Source organism: Pseudomonas hygromyciniae, assembly GCF_016925675.1.
Lineage (GTDB): Bacteria > Pseudomonadota > Gammaproteobacteria > Pseudomonadales > Pseudomonadaceae > Aquipseudomonas > Aquipseudomonas hygromyciniae.
The window spans coordinates 24,955-41,541 of sequence record NZ_CP070506.1 but is presented as its reverse complement, the minus strand read 5'-3'; the positions used below and the strand labels follow the sequence as shown (position 1 = coordinate 41,541).

The following is a 16,587-nucleotide window of genomic DNA, read 5'->3' as shown; positions in this document are numbered from 1 at the left end:
ATGGCCAACACCTCTTTACGCAAAGCGTCATTGGAAAGCATGGAAGCCGAGATTTCGAGCCTGCTCAAATCCCTTGAGAGCCTCAAGGACGATGCATCCGACGAGTCGCGCAAAACCCTTAAGGCCCTCAAAGCCAACGCTGAGAGCGCGCTGAAGCATTCGCGCCACCTGATCAGCGATGCCTACGAAGAAAGCAAAGTCAAAATCCGCGAAACCGGGGTTGCCACCCGTGACTATGCCCAGGAGCACCCGTGGACCACCGCCGGCGTTGCCGTTGGCGCGCTGGGCCTGCTGGCGGCTTACCTGCTGTGCAAACGCGGTGACTAAACCGGTTGGCGCGCCAGCTCAGCCTTGAGCCACTGCGCCAACTGCCGGGCGCGCCCATCCGCGGCGCGCTTGGGTAGCCACAACGCCAGTTGCGCCGGGGTCTGGCTAAAGCCCCACGGCGCAACCAGGCGACCGGCGCGCACATCCTCCGCCACCAGCGGTTGCGGTGCGATCGCCACCCCCAGGCCTGCCACGGCCGCCTCCAGCAAATAATACAAATGCTCAAAACCCTGGCCGTACTTCAACGCGCCGGCGTCGATGCCATGGTGCTGCGCCCAGTTGGGCCAGGCTTGCGGGCGTGAGGTGGTGTGCAACAAAGCCTCGTCTAACAAAGCCTGCGCAGGTGCCTGGCGCAGGGCTTGATAGTGGGCAAAGTGCGGGCTCATCACCGGGCCGATGCGCTCGCTGGCCAGTTCGTACACCTGCATATCCGCAGGCCACGGTGGCTCGGCAAACAGCAGCAGGGCGTCCAGGCCAGGCCGCCTTGGATCAAGGTCGCCTTCGCCCGCCGACAGGTGCAGGCGCAAATCCGGCAAGTCCGCATTCAAGCGCCCTAGCCGTGGAATAAACCAGCGCGCCAGCAAACTGCCGGAGCAGCCGAGGACAAACGGCGCGTCGACGCTGCTCTGGGTCAACTCCCCGCACACATCGCGCAAGCGCTCGAACGCCTCGAAGCTGGCATCGCGCAGCCGCACGCCGGCATCTGTGAGTTTAATGCCACGCCCATCCTTGACGAACAGACTCACACCCAGGTGTTCTTCCAACACTTTCAGTTGTCGGCTGACGGCGCCGTGGGTCACATGCAATTGCTCTGCGGCCTGGCTGACGCTATTGAGGCGGGCAGTGGCTTCGAACGCACGCAGGGCATTAAGGGGCGGAAGGTCTCGATTCATCTGTGAGTTTTCCTGACAGGTTGCGGCGATCTTATCGGTTTTCACCGTGCAGCGTCAGAGGTAGAGTGGCCGTCATTGCCTCTTCCACACTTCTTCCTGGAGCGTCCCATGACTCAGTCCCAGACCGATTTACGCAACGGCCCTGACGCCAACGGCCTGTTTGGCGCGTTCGGCGGCCGCTACGTGGCGGAAACCCTGATGCCGTTGATCCTAGACCTGGCCCGCGAATACGAAGCGGCAAAGATCGATCCGGCCTTCAACGAAGAACTGACCTACTTCCAGCGCGATTACGTCGGACGCCCAAGCCCGCTGTATTTCGCCGAACGCCTGACCGAATTCTGCGGCGGCGCCAAGATCTACCTCAAGCGCGAAGAGCTGAACCACACCGGCGCGCACAAGATCAACAACTGCATCGGCCAGATCCTGCTGGCACGGCGCATGGGTAAGAAACGCATCATCGCCGAGACCGGCGCCGGCATGCACGGCGTGGCCACCGCCACCGTTGCCGCGCGGTTTGGCCTGCAATGCGTGATCTACATGGGCACCACCGACATCGAGCGCCAGCAGGCCAACGTATTCCGCATGAAGCTGCTGGGCGCCGAAGTGATCCCGGTGGTTGCCGGCACCGGCACCCTCAAGGATGCGATGAACGAAGCCCTGCGCGACTGGGTGACCAACGTCGACAGCACCTTCTACCTGATCGGCACCGTCGCCGGCCCGCACCCGTACCCCGCAATGGTGCGCGACTTCCAGGCGGTGATCGGCAAGGAAACCCGCACCCAGTTGCAAGCCCAGGAAGGCCGCCTGCCGGACAGCCTGGTGGCATGCATCGGCGGTGGCTCGAATGCCATGGGCCTGTTCCACCCGTTCCTCGATGACACCAGTGTGCAGATCATCGGCGTTGAAGCGGCCGGCTACGGCATCGAAACCGGCAAGCACGCCGCCAGCCTCAACGGCGGCGTACCGGGTGTGCTGCATGGCAACCGGACCTTCCTGTTGCAGGACGACGATGGCCAGATCATCGACGCCCACTCGATTTCCGCGGGCCTGGATTACCCCGGCATCGGCCCTGAGCACGCGTGGTTGCACGATATCGGCCGCGTCCAGTACACCTCGGTGACGGACGACGAAGCCCTCGACGCCTTTCACAAATGCTGTCGCCTGGAAGGGATTATTCCGGCACTGGAAAGCGCCCATGCCCTGGCTGAAGTATTCAAGCGCGCCCCGACCCTGCCCAAGGATCACCTGATGGTGGTCAACCTGTCAGGCCGTGGCGACAAGGACATGCAGACCGTGATGCACCATATGGAAACCGCCAAGCAGGAGAAACACTGATGAGCCGCCTGCAAACCCGCTTTGCGCAACTCAAGGAACAAAACCGCGCCGCCCTGGTGACCTTCGTCACCGCTGGCGACCCGGGGTATGACACCTCCCTGGCGATCCTCAAGGGCTTGCCGGCAGCCGGCGCCGATGTGATCGAGTTGGGCATGCCCTTCACCGACCCGATGGCCGACGGCCCAGCGATCCAACTGGCCAACATCCGGGCGTTGGGCGCCAAGCAGAATCTGGTGAAAACCCTGCAGATGGTGCGCGAGTTCCGCAAGGACAACAGCGATACGCCGCTGGTGTTGATGGGCTACTTCAACCCGATCCACATGTATGGCGTGCCACGTTTTATCGCTGACGCAAAAGAAGCCGGCGTCGATGGCCTGATCGTGGTCGACGTACCGCCGGAACATAACAGCGAACTGTGCGACCCGGCCCAGGCCGCGGGCATCGACTTTATCCGCCTGACCACGCCGACCACCGACGATGTACGCCTGCCCACGGTGCTCAACGGCAGCTCGGGTTTTGTGTACTACGTGTCGGTTGCCGGTGTAACCGGTGCCGGTGCCGCCACCCTGGAACACGTCGAAGAAGCGGTCGGCCGCCTGCGCCGGCATACCGACCTGCCGATCAGCATCGGCTTTGGCATCCGCACCCCGGAACAAGCCGCTGCCATCGCCCGCTTGGCGGACGGTGTGGTGGTGGGTTCGGCGCTGATCGACCACATCGCCAATGCCAGCAACGACCAGCAAGCGATTGATGGGGTGTTGAGCCTGTGTGCAGCCTTGTCGGAAGGTGTACGCAACGCCCGTAAATAATCCCCACCCCTTGTAGGAGCGAGCTTGCTCGCGAAAAACGCCAAGACAACGCGCTCATTCAGGATGCCCGTGTTGTCGTTGACGATCTTCGCGAGCAAGCTCGCTCCTACAACAGCTTTATTCCTTCAGCTCGATACGTTCGACCTTACCCACCAGCAATATGTAGGACAGCGCTCCCAACAGCGCCAGCACCGCAATGTAGGTAATCGCCGGCGCAAACGAGTCGCCCGTGGCCAAAAAGCCAATGACGATGGGCGTGGTGATCGCCGCCAGGTTGCCGATGAAGTTGAACACCCCACCCGTCAACCCCAACAGCCGCGCCGGAGCCAGGGTCGAGACCAGCGACCAGGTAATCGACGCCAGGCCATTGCCAAAAAACGCCACCGCCAGGAACGCAATCACCAGCGGCGTCGAATCGACGAAGTTGGCGCCGATGATCGCCGTAGAAATCAGCAAGCCGCTGATGATCGGCAACTTGCGCGCAAAGCCTACCGAGGCGCCCCGGCGGATCAGCCAGTCGGAAAACAACCCGGAACACAACACCCCGACAAACGCCGCGAGGAAGGGCAGCGAGGCGAGCAGGCCGGACTTGATGAAGTCCATGCCGCGATATTTCACCAGGTAGGTCGGGAACCACGTCAGAAAAAACCACAGGGTCGAGTTCAGGCAGAACTGGCCCAGGTAGATGCCCCACAGTTTGCGTTTAGTCAGGACGATACCCAGGTCGACCCAACTGAACGGCGCCTTGCGCTTGGCGGTTTGTGCATCCAGGTCCACCAGCCCGCCGCCTGCGCGGATCAGCTCGATTTCCGCGCTGTTGACCCCTTTGAAATCGCGCGGCTCGCGGTACACCGCGTACCACACCAGCGCCCATAGAATGCCTACCGCGCCGGTGCTGATAAACACCATGTGCCAGCCATAGTGGTGCTGCAACCAGGCCAGCACCGGGGTGAGGAATGCCAGCCCGACGAACTGCCCCGACGTGTAGAAGCCAATGGCCGTGGCGCGCTCACGCTCGGGAAACCAACTGGTGACCACCCGGCTGTTGATTGGATAGGCCGGTGCTTCCAGGGCGCCCACCGCCATGCGCAACACGAACAGGGCGATGAAGCTGGCGGCAAATCCCAGCATCACCGTGGCGATGGACCAAAGCAGCAGGGCGGCGGTGTAAAGGATGCGCGGCGGCACCCGGTCCACCAACCAGCCGCCGGGGATTTGCATGGCGGCGTAGGTCCAGCCGAACGCCGAGAAAATCAGCCCCACATGCACCGGGTCGATGCCCAGTTCGCTGGTCAGGGCCGGCGCCGCAATCGACAGGTTGCTGCGGTCCAGGTAGTTGATCACCACCGTGATAAACAACAGGACCATGATGAAGTAGCGCTTGCGGCTGGGCGTGACTAAAGATGCCTGCCCGGTGAGGGTTTCAGGGTGCATGGGGGAGCCTCTTATTATGTTTATTGAGGTCGGTTGACGGCTATCTGACTGGGAGGCGGTAGCTGGCTTGCCTGCGATGGCGGTGGAACATTCAACATCGCTATCGCAGGCAAGCCAGCTCCCACATGGACCGCGTTATTACCACTCGGCAAAGCTGCCATCGGCATGCCGCCAGATCGGGTTGCGCCAGCGATGGCCGATGGCGGCCCGTTCGATCACGTATTCTTCGTTGATCTCGATCCCCAGCCCCGGCCCGTTGGGGATCTTCACAAAGCCCTGGTCGTAGTCGAAAACACCCGGATCGCGCACGTAGTCGAGCAGGTCGTTGCTTTCGTTGTAGTGAATGCCCAGGCTTTGCTCCTGGATAAACGCGTTGTAGCAAACCGCGTCCAGTTGCAGGCATGCCGCCAGGGCAATCGGGCCCAGCGGGCAGTGCAGGGCGAGGGCCACGTCGTAGGCTTCGGCCATATTGGCGATCTTGCGGGTTTCGGTGATGCCGCCGGCGTGGGACGCGTCCGGCTGGATGATGTCGACGTAACCTTCACTGAGCACACGCTTGAAGTCCCAGCGCGAAAACAACCGCTCACCCAGGGCAATCGGGGTGCTGGTCAAAGGCGCCAGCTCTTTGAGCGCTTCGTAGTTTTCGCTCAGCACCGGTTCTTCGATGAACATCAGCTTGTACGCATCCAGCTCTTTCATCAGCACCTTGGCCATGGGCTTGTGCACGCGACCATGGAAGTCCACACCGATGCCGACATTCGGGCCGACCGCATCGCGCACGGCAGCGACGTTGGCCAGGGCCTGGTCGACCTTGTCAAAGGTGTCGAGAAATTGCAGCTCCTCGGTGCCGTTCATCTTCACCGCTGTAAACCCACGGGCCACGGCCTCCTTGGCGGCGCGGGCGGTGTCGGCCGGGCGGTCGCCGCCGATCCACGAATAGACGCGGATCTTGTCCCGCACCTGGCCGCCCAGCAGGTCGCTGACTGACACACCGAGGGCCTTGCCCTTGATGTCCCACAGCGCTTGGTCGATGCCGGCCAGCGCACTCATATGGATCGCGCCACCGCGGTAGAAGCCGCCGCGATACAGCACCGTCCAGATATCTTCGATATTGCGTGGGTCTTTGCCGATCAAGTAGTCAGACAGTTCTTCGACCGCAGCCGCCACGGTGTGGGCGCGGCCTTCAACCACGGGCTCGCCCCAACCGGTCACGCCCTGGTCGGTTTCCACTTTGAGGAAGCACCAGCGCGGCGGCACGATAAAGGTGGTCAGTTTGGTGATTTTCATCTTCTTGTTCTCTCTTGTCGGATGCAGCGCCTGGATCGCCAGGCACACTCAGTTCAGGGCGTTCCAGGCAGCGACATACGCCTGGGCACGGCTCGCCACCTGCTCGACCGTCATGCCGGGCTTGTAAAGCCCGGAGCCCAGGCCAAAGCCCTTGACCCCGGCGTCGACGAACACTTGCATGTTGTCCGGGGTAATCCCGCCCACCGGCAGCAGCACCGTGCCGGCCGGCAACACTGCCAGCCAGGCCTTGACCACCGCCGGACCCATTTGCTCGGCGGGGAACAGCTTCAGCACATCGGCGCCTTCAGCCAGGGCGGCAAAGGCTTCGGTGGGCGTCGCGACCCCGGGCGACAGGTACAGGCCCGCAGCTTTAGCCGCACGTAGCACCTTGGCATCGCTGTGGGGCATGACGATGACCTGGCCGCCGGCCGCCTTCACCTGTTCCACCTGCTCGGGCGTCAGCACCGTGCCGGCGCCGATCAGGCAATCGGCGGGCAACGTCTCACGCAGGGTGCGGATGCTGGTGTAGGGATCGGGCGAGTTGAGCGGCACTTCGATCACCCGCAACCCGGCCTGGTACAGCACCTGGCCGACAGCGCCAGCCTCATCCGGGCGCAGGCCCCGCAGGATCGCGATCAAACCGTTGTGTGTGAGTGCTTGCTTGAGCATGTCAGGCCTCGATTGCAGGTTGAGTGAGCCCGGCGGCCAGCGCCAATTGCCACAGACCGCGCTCGGTCGCTTGTTGCGCGAGGCTGACTTGGCTGAAACCACACAGGGCGAGGGCACGTTGATAGCGGGCGCAAAGGGCGGCGGCGCCCACCAGGATGATCGGCGTGTTGCGAGTACGGTCGGGCAAACCGGCCAGTTCATGGCCGATCAGCAGGCCGGACAAGTAGTCCGGCTGCTGCTCGGCAGCCAGTTCAGCGGTCAGCCCCAGGGTGCGTGCGCTGAATAGCGTCGACAGCACACCGCGTTGGCCATCCGGGGAAAGCGCCACCTGCACGCCTCGGTCAAAGGCCTCGGCCTGGAACTGCCCGGCGATCTTTTGTGTGCGCCCGAGAATGCTGTGGGTGCTCAGCACCGCGAACAGCTCACCGGTCATGAAGGTGTCGAAGTGGGTGATGCAGCCATCGACCACCTCGACCCATTTGGAATGGCTGCCGGGCAAGCCGATCAATAATCCAGCGCTGGCCGGCAGGCCTTGCAGTACGCCAAGCACCTGGGTTTCTTCGCCGCGCATCACGTTGGGCAAACCGACCTGCTCGATCACGCCGGGCACGATATGCACATCCACACCGCGCAGGCTGCGCACCTTGTGCAGCGCCAGGCCCAGGCTGGCGACGTCGACCGGCGTATGGCGATAGGCCGCTTCGCCCCAACCCTGGGCGCTGCCGACCATGCCGCAGGCGATCACCGGCAGATCGGGCTGCGCGTCGAGCCAGTCGCCGCACGCGGCATCAAAGGCCAGCTCAAAACCATCGCGGCAGTGAGCGCCGGCAATCAACCGCGGTTCGCTGGGCAAATGCATGATCCCCGACGCCAGCGAGCGCTGTTCGAGGACCTGGCCATCGCGGCCGAGTTTATAAGCACGAAGGGAACTGGTTCCCCAATCGAGCGCGATCAAGTGCGCCGGCATCGCTTCACCTGGAATGTGGCAGATGGCCGACTATAAACCTAAGGCCTGGAATATCTCAATATATAAATACACATCCCATATAGTGGAACGTCGCAGAAAAAATCCCCACGTCCCCGTGCTTTTCTTCGCACATGAACGTGAGGATTCGACCGACAGAAACTGGTTAAAAAATAGACAAGTCCAACGGACGCATGGCCCCCATCCAGATCGCGTAGTCGGTATGGTCCTTCAGGTCATTGCCGGTATCGGGGTGCAGAAACACCACCAAGCCGTTGCGATTTAGGGCCAACCACGGCAACGCCACGCCGATGTACTGCGGGTCGAACGCCAACTGGCAGCTCCAGTCCGGATGCGGGCCCAGCGGGCGCTCATGCATGCGCCCCATGCGCACCGGGAAGATGGCCGCCGCGTCTTCGCAGAGCTTGCGCGCCTGGTCGAGGGTGCTGGCGTCGAAGTAGATATGGGCGTGATAGCCCTTGATACGTTGCATGACTGGCTCCGGACTCGTTGATCGGCCGATCCTAGACCGCAATCGACGGCAGGCCAAGCCTGGGAGGCTCAGCGATGAGGCAACTCTGTGGCAAGGGGGGCTTGTCCCCTTGTCACAAGATGCTCTCAATGGGGCGGCATCAGGCTACTGGCCTGCTCGGCCGCCAGCCAGTCGACAAACCGCTCGATCAACTGCCCACGCCGTTTGCGCTGGGGCAATACCACGTAATAGCCAAAGCGCGAGATCACCGTGTCGCCAATCGGCCGGCACAGCCAGTTTTGCTCGAGCAGGTTATCCACCAGGTGGCGCCAGCCAATGGCCACGCCCTGGCCGGCAATCGCTGCTTGGATCAGCAGGGTGTAATTGTCAAAGCGCAGCGGCCCAGGCGTCGGTGCGGCGGTGATCCCCAGCTCGCGAAATACCCCGTTCCAGTCGAACCACTGGCTATTGTTTTCCTGGCGCAGGTGCAGCAACGGCAATTGCTGCAGGCTCTGCAGAGACAGCGGCGTGGTGCGGCCCTTGAGCAGTTGCGGGCTGCACACCGGAAACACTTCTTCGTTGAACAGCCACTGGCTGTCGCCCTGCTTGAAACGACCGTCACCAAACAGCACCGCCACGTCGATATCGCTGCGCAAGGTCGCGTGATTGCGCTCGCTGGTGACTAGGCTCACATCCACCTGCGGGTTGGCTTCGTGAAAGCGATGCAGGCGCGGCATCAACCAATAGGCGGCGAAGGCAAAGTCGGTGGCCACTTGCAGCACTTCATGCTGATCCTGTTGGGTGATCGTGCTCAGGCCCGTATTGATGCTCTGCAAGCCGGCCTGGACGTGTTCGAACAGCAACATGCCCGCATCCGTCAATTCGATGCCCCGGTAGATACGGTCGAACAGACGCACCGCCAGCTGTTCCTCCAGGCGTTTGATCTGCTGGCTGACCGCCGGCTGGGTAGTGCCCAGCTCCATCGCCGCTGCCGTGAAGCTGCGATGACGGGCGGCGGCTTCAAAAGCACGCAGCAGGTCCAGCGACAGGTTTCCCAGGGTTTCATACATAAGTGGTACTTATCCTAGACATTGCTTTTCATGGGCTTTACCCCGTTTTACATGGCCTGCATGCTCAATCGCATAAACATTGACTATGGAATGCCGGGAAACCATGAAGTGCAAGAACATTCTTTTCATCATGGCCGATCAAATGGCCGCGCCGTTGCTTCCGTTCTACGGTCCTTCGCCAATCAAACTGCCCAACCTCAGCCGCCTGGCCGCCCAAGGCGTGGTGTTCGACGCCGCGTACTGCAACAGCCCGCTGTGTGCGCCGTCGCGTTTTACCCTGGTCAGCGGCCAGTTGCCGAGCAAGATCGGCGCCTACGACAACGCGGCGGATTTCCCCGCCGATGTACCGACCTACGCCCACTACCTGCGCCGCCTCGGCTATCGCACGGCGCTGTCGGGCAAGATGCATTTCTGCGGGCCGGACCAACTGCACGGCTACGAAGAGCGCCTCACCAGCGATATCTACCCCGCCGACTATGGTTGGGCGGTGAACTGGGATGAGCCCGACGTGCGCCCCACCTGGTATCACAATATGTCGTCGGTGCTGCAAGCTGGCCCATGTGTGCGCACCAACCAACTGGATTTCGACGAAGAGGTGGTGTTCAAGGCCCAGCAATACCTGTTCGACCATATTCGCGAGGACGGCGACCAGCCGTTCTGCCTGACGGTGTCTATGACCCATCCCCACGACCCGTACACCATTCCCAAGCCGTTCTGGGATCTGTACGACGATAACGACATCCCGATGCCTACAACGCCGGCCCAGGCCGACCTGGATCCGCACTCCCAGCGTCTGCTCAAGGTGTATGACCTGTGGGATAAGCCGCTGCCTGTGGATAAGATCCGCGATGCACGGCGTGCTTACTTCGGGGCGTGCAGCTATATCGACAGCAATGTCGGCAAACTCCTGCAAACGTTGCAAGACACTGGCCTGGCCGAAGACACGATCATCGTGTTCTCCGGCGACCACGGCGACATGCTCGGCGAGCGTGGGCTCTGGTACAAAATGCACTGGTTTGAAATGGCCGCCCGGGTGCCGCTGCTGGTCAGTGCGCCGGGGCAATTCCAGGCCGGGCGGGTGAGTGCGGCGGTGTCCACCGCCGACCTGTTGCCGACCCTGGTGGAGTTGGCCGGCGGTGAACTGGACGCCAACCTGCCCCTGGACGGCCGCTCACTGGTCCCGCACTTGCTAGGGCAGGGCGGGCATGACGAAGTGTTTGGCGAATACATGGCCGAAGGCACCATCGGCCCGCTGATGATGATTCGCCGGGGCGCCTACAAATTCATCTACAGCGAGGACGATCCCTGCTTGTTGTTCGATGTTCACCGCGACCCTCGTGAGCAGGAAGAACTCAGTCAGTCGCCAGCCCATCGCACGCTGTTCGAAGCCTTCCTGGCCGAGGCGCGGGCCAAATGGGACATGCCCGCGATCCACCAGCACGTGCTCGCCAGCCAGCGCCGCCGGCGTCTGGTAGGCGAAGCGTTGGCGGTGGGCAAACTCAAGAGCTGGGATCACCAGCCGCTGGTCGACGCCAGCCAGCAATACATGCGCAACCATATCGACCTCGACGATCTGGAGCGCAAGGCTCGTTATCCACAACCCTGCCAAAACCAATAAATCCAGTAAGGGGAAGGCCATGCAAAAGTTATCCACAGTCGTGAGTGCCGTGTTGTTGCTCAGTGCTACCCACGTGTATGCCGACGCCCGTTGCGAGACGGTGAAGATGGCCGATCCCGGCTGGAGCGACATTGCCGCCACCAATGCCATCGCCGGCTTTTTACTCAGTGGCATGGGTTACAAGGCCAAGATCGATACCCTGGCGGTGCCAATCACTTATGGCGGGCTCAAGGACGGCCAGGTGGATGTGTTTTTGGGCAACTGGATGCCAGCGCATCAGGGCTTCTACGACAAGTTCGTGGCCAATGGCGATGTGGTGCAACTGGCCAAGAACCTTGAAGGCACAGAGTTCACCCTCGCGGTGCCGGACTATGTGTGGGAGGCCGGCGTGCATGACTTTGCCGATCTGAATAAATTCGCCGACAAGTTCGACAAGAAGATCTACGGCATCGGGTCCGGCGCGCCGGCCAACCTTTCGCTGAAGGAAATCATCCAGAAGAACGACTTCGACCTCGGCCAATGGAAGCTGATCGAGTCCAGCGAGCAGGCGATGCTGGCCGAAGTGTCCAGGGCGGTGAAACGCGAACGTTTCGTCACCTTTCTCGGCTGGACACCGCACCCGATGAACGTGCAGTTGAAGATGCGCTACCTCAAGGGCGGGGAAAAATACTTCGGCGACACCGGCAGCGTGTACACCCTGACGCGCAAAGGTTATGCACAGGCCTGCCCGAATGTGGCCAAACTGCTGACCAACCTTAAGTTCACCCAGGACATGGAGAACAGCATCATGGCCAAGGTGGTGAACAACAAGGTCAGCAATAGCGAAGCGGCCAAGGCGTGGATCAAGGCCAACCCGGCAGTTTTGGACAAGTGGCTGGAGGGGGTTGAAACCCTCGATGGCCAGGAGGCATTGGCGGCGGTCAAAGCCAAACTCTAAATATTGCCCTGGTTCCTACAGGTCTTCCTATCACCCTGTAGGAGCCGGCTTGCCGGCGAAGAACTCGAAAACGCCGCGTTTTTTCAGGCAACCCGCGTTATCGTTATCCATCTTCGCGAGCAAGCTCGCTCCTACAGTATTTCGAGCGATCCATGTCCCGGCCCCACACTCTGCTTCCATTCCTGCGCTGGCTACCGCGCCAGACCCGCGCCAGCGTCGGCCGGGATGCGCTGGTCGGCCTCAGCGGCGCAGTGCTGGCCTTGCCGCAATCGATCGCCTATGCCCTGATCGCCGGCCTGCCTCCCGAATACGGCCTGTATGCGGCGATCGTCCCGGTGCTGATTGCCTGTCTGTGGGGCTCTTCGTGGCATTTGATCTGCGGCCCGACGGCGGCGATTTCCATTGTGCTCTACGCCAGCATCAGCCCCCTGGCGGTGCCCGGGTCGCAGGACTACATCACCTTGATCCTGTTGCTGACCTTGCTCGCCGGCGTCTTCCAGTGGCTGTTGGGCATGTTGCGCTTTGGCGCGCTGGTCAATTTCGTCTCCCATTCCGTAGTCCTCGGCTTCACCCTTGGCGCGGCAGCTGTTATTGCCCTGGGTCAATTGCCCAACCTGCTGGGGCTCGACCTGCCCAGCCAGGGCACGGCGTTCAACAGCCTGCTGGCGCTGATCGACCACGGCGGCGAATGGGATCGCCCGTCACTGGCCCTCGGGCTTGGCACCTTGCTGGTAGGCGTGCTGCTCAAATACTGCGTGCCGCGCTGGCCGAGCCTGTTGATTGCCCTGGTCCTCGGCAGCCTGGTGGCGTGGGCGTGGCCGGCGATGTTCGGGCATGTGGCGCGGGTCAGCTCATTTGTCGGCCAACTGCCGCCGTTCAGCCCGTTGCCGCTGGACCTGGATATGATCCTGCGCCTGCTGCCCAGCGCCGTGGCAGTGGGCATGCTGGGGCTGGTGACCAGCCTGTCGATTGCCCGCTCGCTGTCGGCGCGTTCGCAGCAAGTGCTCGACGCCAATCAGGAAGTACGTGCACAGGGTTTATCCAATATCGTCGGCGGATTTTTCTCCGGCTACCTGTCGGCCGGATCCTTCACCCGCTCGGGCCTGAGCTACGAGGCTGGCGCCTGTTCGCCGCTGGCGGGGGTGTTTTCTGCGTTGTGGGTCGCCTTGTTTGCGCTGTTCGGTGCGGTACTGATCGCGCACATTCCGATCCCGAGCATGGCGGCCAGCATCCTGCTGATCTGCTGGGGCCTGGTGGATCATCGGGGCATTCGCGCACTGTGGCGGGTCAGCCGTGCGGAGTTTGTGGTGATGGGCCTGACATGCCTGGCCACCTTGCTGCTAGAGCTGCAAACGGCGATTTATGCAGGCGTGCTGGCATCGCTGTTCTTCTACCTCAAGCGCACCTCGCAGCCACGGGTGCAACAGTGGCGCGACGGTGACGACGATGTGCTGCGGGTCGGGGGCTCGATCTTCTTTGGCGCCAGCCACTACCTGCAAGTGCGCTTGCAGCGCCTGCAAGGCCAACGGGTGGTGATCGAGGCGCAACAGATCAACTTTATCGACTATTCCGGGGTTGAGATGCTGCACCAGGAAGCCCGCCGGTTGCGCGGGTTGGGGCGCAGCCTGACGTTGCGCCGGGCGCGACCGCAGGTGGTCGAAGAGTTGAAAAAGCTGGAAGGGGCCGACAAGTGCCCCATCCATTTCGAAGACTGAATTCGCTCAAAAACTGTGGGAGCTGGCTTGCCTGCTCCCACATTTGATCTTCAGCGGCCTGAAAATCATTGGGTTGCCAACTGGCGCCGCAGCTCGGCCAGCACCGGCGCCGAATCCGGGCGCACGCCGCGCCACAGGTAGAAGGCTTCCGCCGCTTGCTCCACCAACATGCCCAGGCCATCCATCGCCACTGCCGCGCCGTGCTCTGTGGCCCAGCGGCAGAAGGCCGTCGGTTCCTTGGCATACATCATGTCGTAGCAAAAGGTCTTGCCCGGTTCGATCAGGCTGCTGGCAATTGGCGGTACATCGCCTGACAGGCTCGCGGAAGTGGCGTTGATGATCAGGTCCACCGGCTCACTCAGCCAGTCGAAGCCACTGGCGGAGACCGGACCCAGGTCATCGAACAGTTCGGCCAGCAACTCGGCTTTTTCCACGGTGCGGTTGGCGATGATCAGGGAGGCCGGCTGTTGCGCCAGCAGTGGCTCCAACGCACCGCGCACCGCGCCACCGGCGCCGAGCAGCAGGATGCGCTTGCCCGCCAGGCTCAAGCCGGCGTTGACGGTCAAGTCGCGCACCAGGCCAGCACCGTCGGTGTTATCACCCAACAGGCTGCCATCGGCCAGCTTGCTCAGGGTGTTCACCGCGCCTGCGCGTTGCGCGCGCTCGGTCAGGGCGTTGGCCAGGCGGTAGGCCTCTTCCTTGAATGGCACCGTGACGTTGGCGCCGCGCCCGTGCAGGAAAAATTCCCGGGCACAGCCGGTGAAATCCTCAAGCGGCGCCAGCAGAGTGCTGTAGTCCAACGCCTCGCCCGTCTGCTCGGCGAACAGACGATGGATCAGCGGCGACTTGCTGTGGCCGATGGGGTTGCCGAACACCACATAGCGATCCATCAGTTGGCCGCCTGGGGCGCAGCAAGGCCGAGCCAGTCACGGTCTTGCAGGAAATAATCGGTCAAACGTGCTTCTTCGCTGCCGGCGGTAGCCTTCCAGTCATAGCTCCAGCGCACTTGCGGTGGCAGCGACATCAGGATCGACTCGGTGCGCCCGCCCGATTGCAGGCCAAACAGCGTGCCACGGTCGTACACCAGGTTGAACTCCACGTAGCGCCCACGGCGGAACTCCTGGAACTGGCGTTGCTGCTCGGTATAGGCCAGCGCCTGGCGACGCTGGACGATCGGCAGGTAGGCATCGATGTAGGCATCGCCAATGGCGCGCATAAAGGCGAAGCAGGTGTCGAAGTCCCACTCGTTCAAGTCATCGAAGAACAGGCCGCCGATCCCACGGGGCTCGTTGCGATGCTTGATGTGGAAGTAGCTGTCGCACCAGGCCTTGTAGCGCGGGTAAACGTCTGCGCCAAACGGTGCGCAGGCCTGCTCAGCCACACGGTGCCAGTGGATGCAGTCTTCTTCGTTGCCGTAGTAAGGCGTCAGGTCGAAGCCACCACCGAACCACCAGACAGGCTCTTCACCTTCTTTCTCGGCGATGAAAAATCGCACATTGGCGTGGGAAGTCGGCACATGGGGGTTATGCGGGTGGATCACCAGTGACACGCCAAGGGCTTCAAAACCACGACCGGCGAGTTCCGGACGGTGGGCACTGGCGGACGGTGGCAGGCCACTGCCGAATACATGGGAAAAGTTGACGCCGCCTTTCTCGATCACCGCCCCGTTCTCAATCACCCGCGTGCGGCCACCGCCGCCGGCTGGGCGGGTCCAGGCATCTTCGATAAAGCGCGTATCCGCCTCAAAGGTTTCCAGGGCGCTGCAAATGCGGTCTTGCAGGTCGAGCAGGTAGGCTTTAACAGCCTCGGTGCGGGTAGTCATGGCATCACCTTGAATCGGGCAAAGCTACGCGAGGCCATTGGGCGTCGGCGGCAAATGGGCGCACAGGATACCACCGCGCCGGGCGCTGCCACAGTTGACGAAGATCAAGCATAGGAGTCCGATAGGAGCCTTTCGCGAAACAGACTTGAGGACAGAGCAGATGGCCAAACGTATCCAGTTCAGCGCCCATGGCGGCCCCGAAGTACTTGAGTATGTGGACTACACACCCGCGCAGCCCGGCCCACAGCAGGTTCGCGTGTTGAACAAGGCCATTGGCCTGAACTTTATCGACACGTACTTTCGCAGTGGCCTGTATGCACCGCCAGCCTTGCCTTCAGGCCTGGGCGCAGAAGGCGCTGGGGTGGTGGAGGCGGTGGGCAGCGAAGTCACACAATTCAAGGTTGGCGATCGCGTGGCCTACGGCAGTGGCCCGCTGGGTGCCTATAGCGAGCTGCATGTGTTGCCGGCCGCCAACCTGGTGCATCTGCCGGATGGGATCAGCTTCGAACAGGCTGCTGGGGCCATGCTCAAAGGCCTGACCGTGCAGTACCTGTTGCGCCAGACCTATGAGTTGAAAGGCGGTGAAACCATCCTGTTCCACGCCGCTGCCGGTGGCGTCGGTTCCCTGGCCTGCCAATGGGCCAAGGCCCTGGGTGTGAAATTGATCGGTACGGTCAGTTCACCGGAAAAAGCCGCCCTGGCCAAATCCCTCGGCGCCTGGGAAACCATCGACTACAGCACGGAAAACGTCCCGCAGCGGGTGCTGGAACTGACCGACGGCAAAAAATGCCCGGTGGTGTACGACGGCGTCGGCAAGGACACCTGGCTCGCCTCGCTGGACAGCGTCGCGCCCCGGGGCCTGCTGGTGAGTTTCGGTAATGCGTCGGGTGCGGTGGACGGGGTGAACCTGGGGATTCTGGCGGCGAAAGGCTCGCTGTACGTGACCCGGCCGACACTGGCGACCTACGCCAACAATCCGCAGAACCTGCAGGCAATGGCCGATGACCTGTTTGCCATGATCGAAAGCGGTAAGGTGCGCATTGATATCAACCAGCGTTACTCGTTGGCGGAGGCGGCGAAGGCGCAGGTGGAGTTGTCGGGGCGGCGGACGACTGGGTCGACCATTTTGCTGCCATAAAGATCTCGGTTGTTTGGCAGACCGCTATCGCGGGCAAGCCCGCCCCCACATTTGACCGATTTCCAACATGGGAATGCACTCGAATGTGGGAGCGGGC

Annotated in this window: 16 protein-coding genes; 7 read left to right on the top strand and 9 right to left on the bottom strand. The window is 62.2% G+C overall.

Features of this window, described 5'->3' with window-relative positions:
* Nucleotides 1-327, top strand: a complete 327-nt coding sequence (locus JTY93_RS00190) for an ElaB/YgaM/YqjD family protein (protein WP_169990789.1) — start codon at nucleotides 1-3, stop codon at nucleotides 325-327.
* On the opposite strand, the gene JTY93_RS00185 is transcribed toward JTY93_RS00190, so the two are convergent.
* Nucleotides 324-1,220: a LysR family transcriptional regulator gene (locus JTY93_RS00185; protein ID WP_205518964.1), complete on the bottom strand. Its 897-nt coding sequence runs from the start codon at nucleotides 1,218-1,220 to the stop codon at nucleotides 324-326. The two genes, JTY93_RS00190 and JTY93_RS00185, sit on opposite strands and share 4 nt — an antisense overlap.
* A gap of 108 nt (nucleotides 1,221-1,328) precedes the next feature.
* Here JTY93_RS00185 and trpB point away from each other — a divergent pair, with 108 nt between their 5' ends.
* Together trpB and trpA are read left to right on the top strand one after the other, a co-directional pair.
* A complete protein-coding gene (trpB, locus tag JTY93_RS00180; protein WP_205476136.1) occupies nucleotides 1,329-2,555 on the top strand; it encodes a tryptophan synthase subunit beta in 1,227 nt (408 codons plus the stop codon).
* Nucleotides 2,555-3,364 (top strand): tryptophan synthase subunit alpha, encoded by an 810-nt coding sequence (gene trpA, locus JTY93_RS00175; protein ID WP_205476137.1) that lies wholly within the window; start codon nucleotides 2,555-2,557, stop codon nucleotides 3,362-3,364. The genes trpB and trpA overlap by 1 nt, the downstream gene beginning before the upstream one ends.
* A gap of 117 nt (nucleotides 3,365-3,481) precedes the next feature.
* Here the strand turns inward: trpA and JTY93_RS00170 are convergent, their stop codons facing one another.
* From JTY93_RS00170 to JTY93_RS00145, 6 genes are all read right to left on the bottom strand, one after another.
* Entirely contained in the window at nucleotides 3,482-4,798 is a 1,317-nt protein-coding gene (locus tag JTY93_RS00170; protein WP_169990792.1) for an MFS transporter, read from the bottom strand.
* A gap of 138 nt (nucleotides 4,799-4,936) precedes the next feature.
* Nucleotides 4,937-6,085, bottom strand: a complete 1,149-nt coding sequence (gene dgoD, locus JTY93_RS00165; protein ID WP_029290255.1) for a galactonate dehydratase — start codon at nucleotides 6,083-6,085, stop codon at nucleotides 4,937-4,939.
* Between the two features lie 48 nt (nucleotides 6,086-6,133).
* Entirely contained in the window at nucleotides 6,134-6,754 is a 621-nt protein-coding gene (locus JTY93_RS00160; protein WP_092232355.1) for a 2-dehydro-3-deoxy-6-phosphogalactonate aldolase, read from the bottom strand.
* A gap of 1 nt (nucleotide 6,755) precedes the next feature.
* Nucleotides 6,756-7,721 (bottom strand): 2-dehydro-3-deoxygalactonokinase, encoded by a 966-nt coding sequence (locus JTY93_RS00155; RefSeq protein WP_205476138.1) that lies wholly within the window; start codon nucleotides 7,719-7,721, stop codon nucleotides 6,756-6,758.
* Between the two features lie 163 nt (nucleotides 7,722-7,884).
* Complete coding sequence (locus tag JTY93_RS00150) at nucleotides 7,885-8,211, bottom strand: DOPA 4,5-dioxygenase family protein (protein ID WP_205476139.1); 327 nt, start codon at nucleotides 8,209-8,211, stop codon at nucleotides 7,885-7,887.
* A gap of 125 nt (nucleotides 8,212-8,336) precedes the next feature.
* Nucleotides 8,337-9,260, bottom strand: a complete 924-nt coding sequence (locus JTY93_RS00145) for a choline sulfate utilization transcriptional regulator (RefSeq protein ID WP_205476140.1) — start codon at nucleotides 9,258-9,260, stop codon at nucleotides 8,337-8,339.
* A 103-nt stretch (nucleotides 9,261-9,363) separates the two neighbouring features.
* Between JTY93_RS00145 and betC the strand changes: the two genes are divergently transcribed.
* The 3 genes from betC (at nucleotide 9,364) to JTY93_RS00130 (ending at nucleotide 13,530) form a co-directional block, all read left to right on the top strand.
* Nucleotides 9,364-10,878: a choline-sulfatase gene (gene betC / locus JTY93_RS00140; protein ID WP_205476141.1), complete on the top strand. Its 1,515-nt coding sequence runs from the start codon at nucleotides 9,364-9,366 to the stop codon at nucleotides 10,876-10,878.
* Between the two features lie 19 nt (nucleotides 10,879-10,897).
* Entirely contained in the window at nucleotides 10,898-11,815 is a 918-nt protein-coding gene (gene choX, locus JTY93_RS00135) for a choline ABC transporter substrate-binding protein (protein WP_205476142.1), read from the top strand.
* Between the two features lie 152 nt (nucleotides 11,816-11,967).
* The gene (locus JTY93_RS00130) at nucleotides 11,968-13,530 is read left to right on the top strand and encodes a SulP family inorganic anion transporter (protein WP_205476143.1); all 1,563 of its coding nucleotides are present in this window, start codon (nucleotides 11,968-11,970) and stop codon (nucleotides 13,528-13,530) included.
* A 65-nt stretch (nucleotides 13,531-13,595) separates the two neighbouring features.
* Here the strand turns inward: JTY93_RS00130 and aroE are convergent, their stop codons facing one another.
* Together aroE and hemF are read right to left on the bottom strand one after the other, a co-directional pair.
* The gene (gene aroE, locus JTY93_RS00125) at nucleotides 13,596-14,420 is read right to left on the bottom strand and encodes a shikimate dehydrogenase (protein WP_205476144.1); all 825 of its coding nucleotides are present in this window, start codon (nucleotides 14,418-14,420) and stop codon (nucleotides 13,596-13,598) included.
* Nucleotides 14,420-15,352 (bottom strand): oxygen-dependent coproporphyrinogen oxidase, encoded by a 933-nt coding sequence (gene hemF, locus JTY93_RS00120; protein ID WP_205476145.1) that lies wholly within the window; start codon nucleotides 15,350-15,352, stop codon nucleotides 14,420-14,422. The genes aroE and hemF overlap by 1 nt, the downstream gene beginning before the upstream one ends.
* A gap of 160 nt (nucleotides 15,353-15,512) precedes the next feature.
* Here hemF and JTY93_RS00115 point away from each other — a divergent pair, with 160 nt between their 5' ends.
* Nucleotides 15,513-16,490 (top strand): NADPH:quinone reductase, encoded by a 978-nt coding sequence (locus JTY93_RS00115; protein WP_205476146.1) that lies wholly within the window; start codon nucleotides 15,513-15,515, stop codon nucleotides 16,488-16,490.
* Nucleotides 16,491-16,587: the final 97 nt, after the last annotated feature.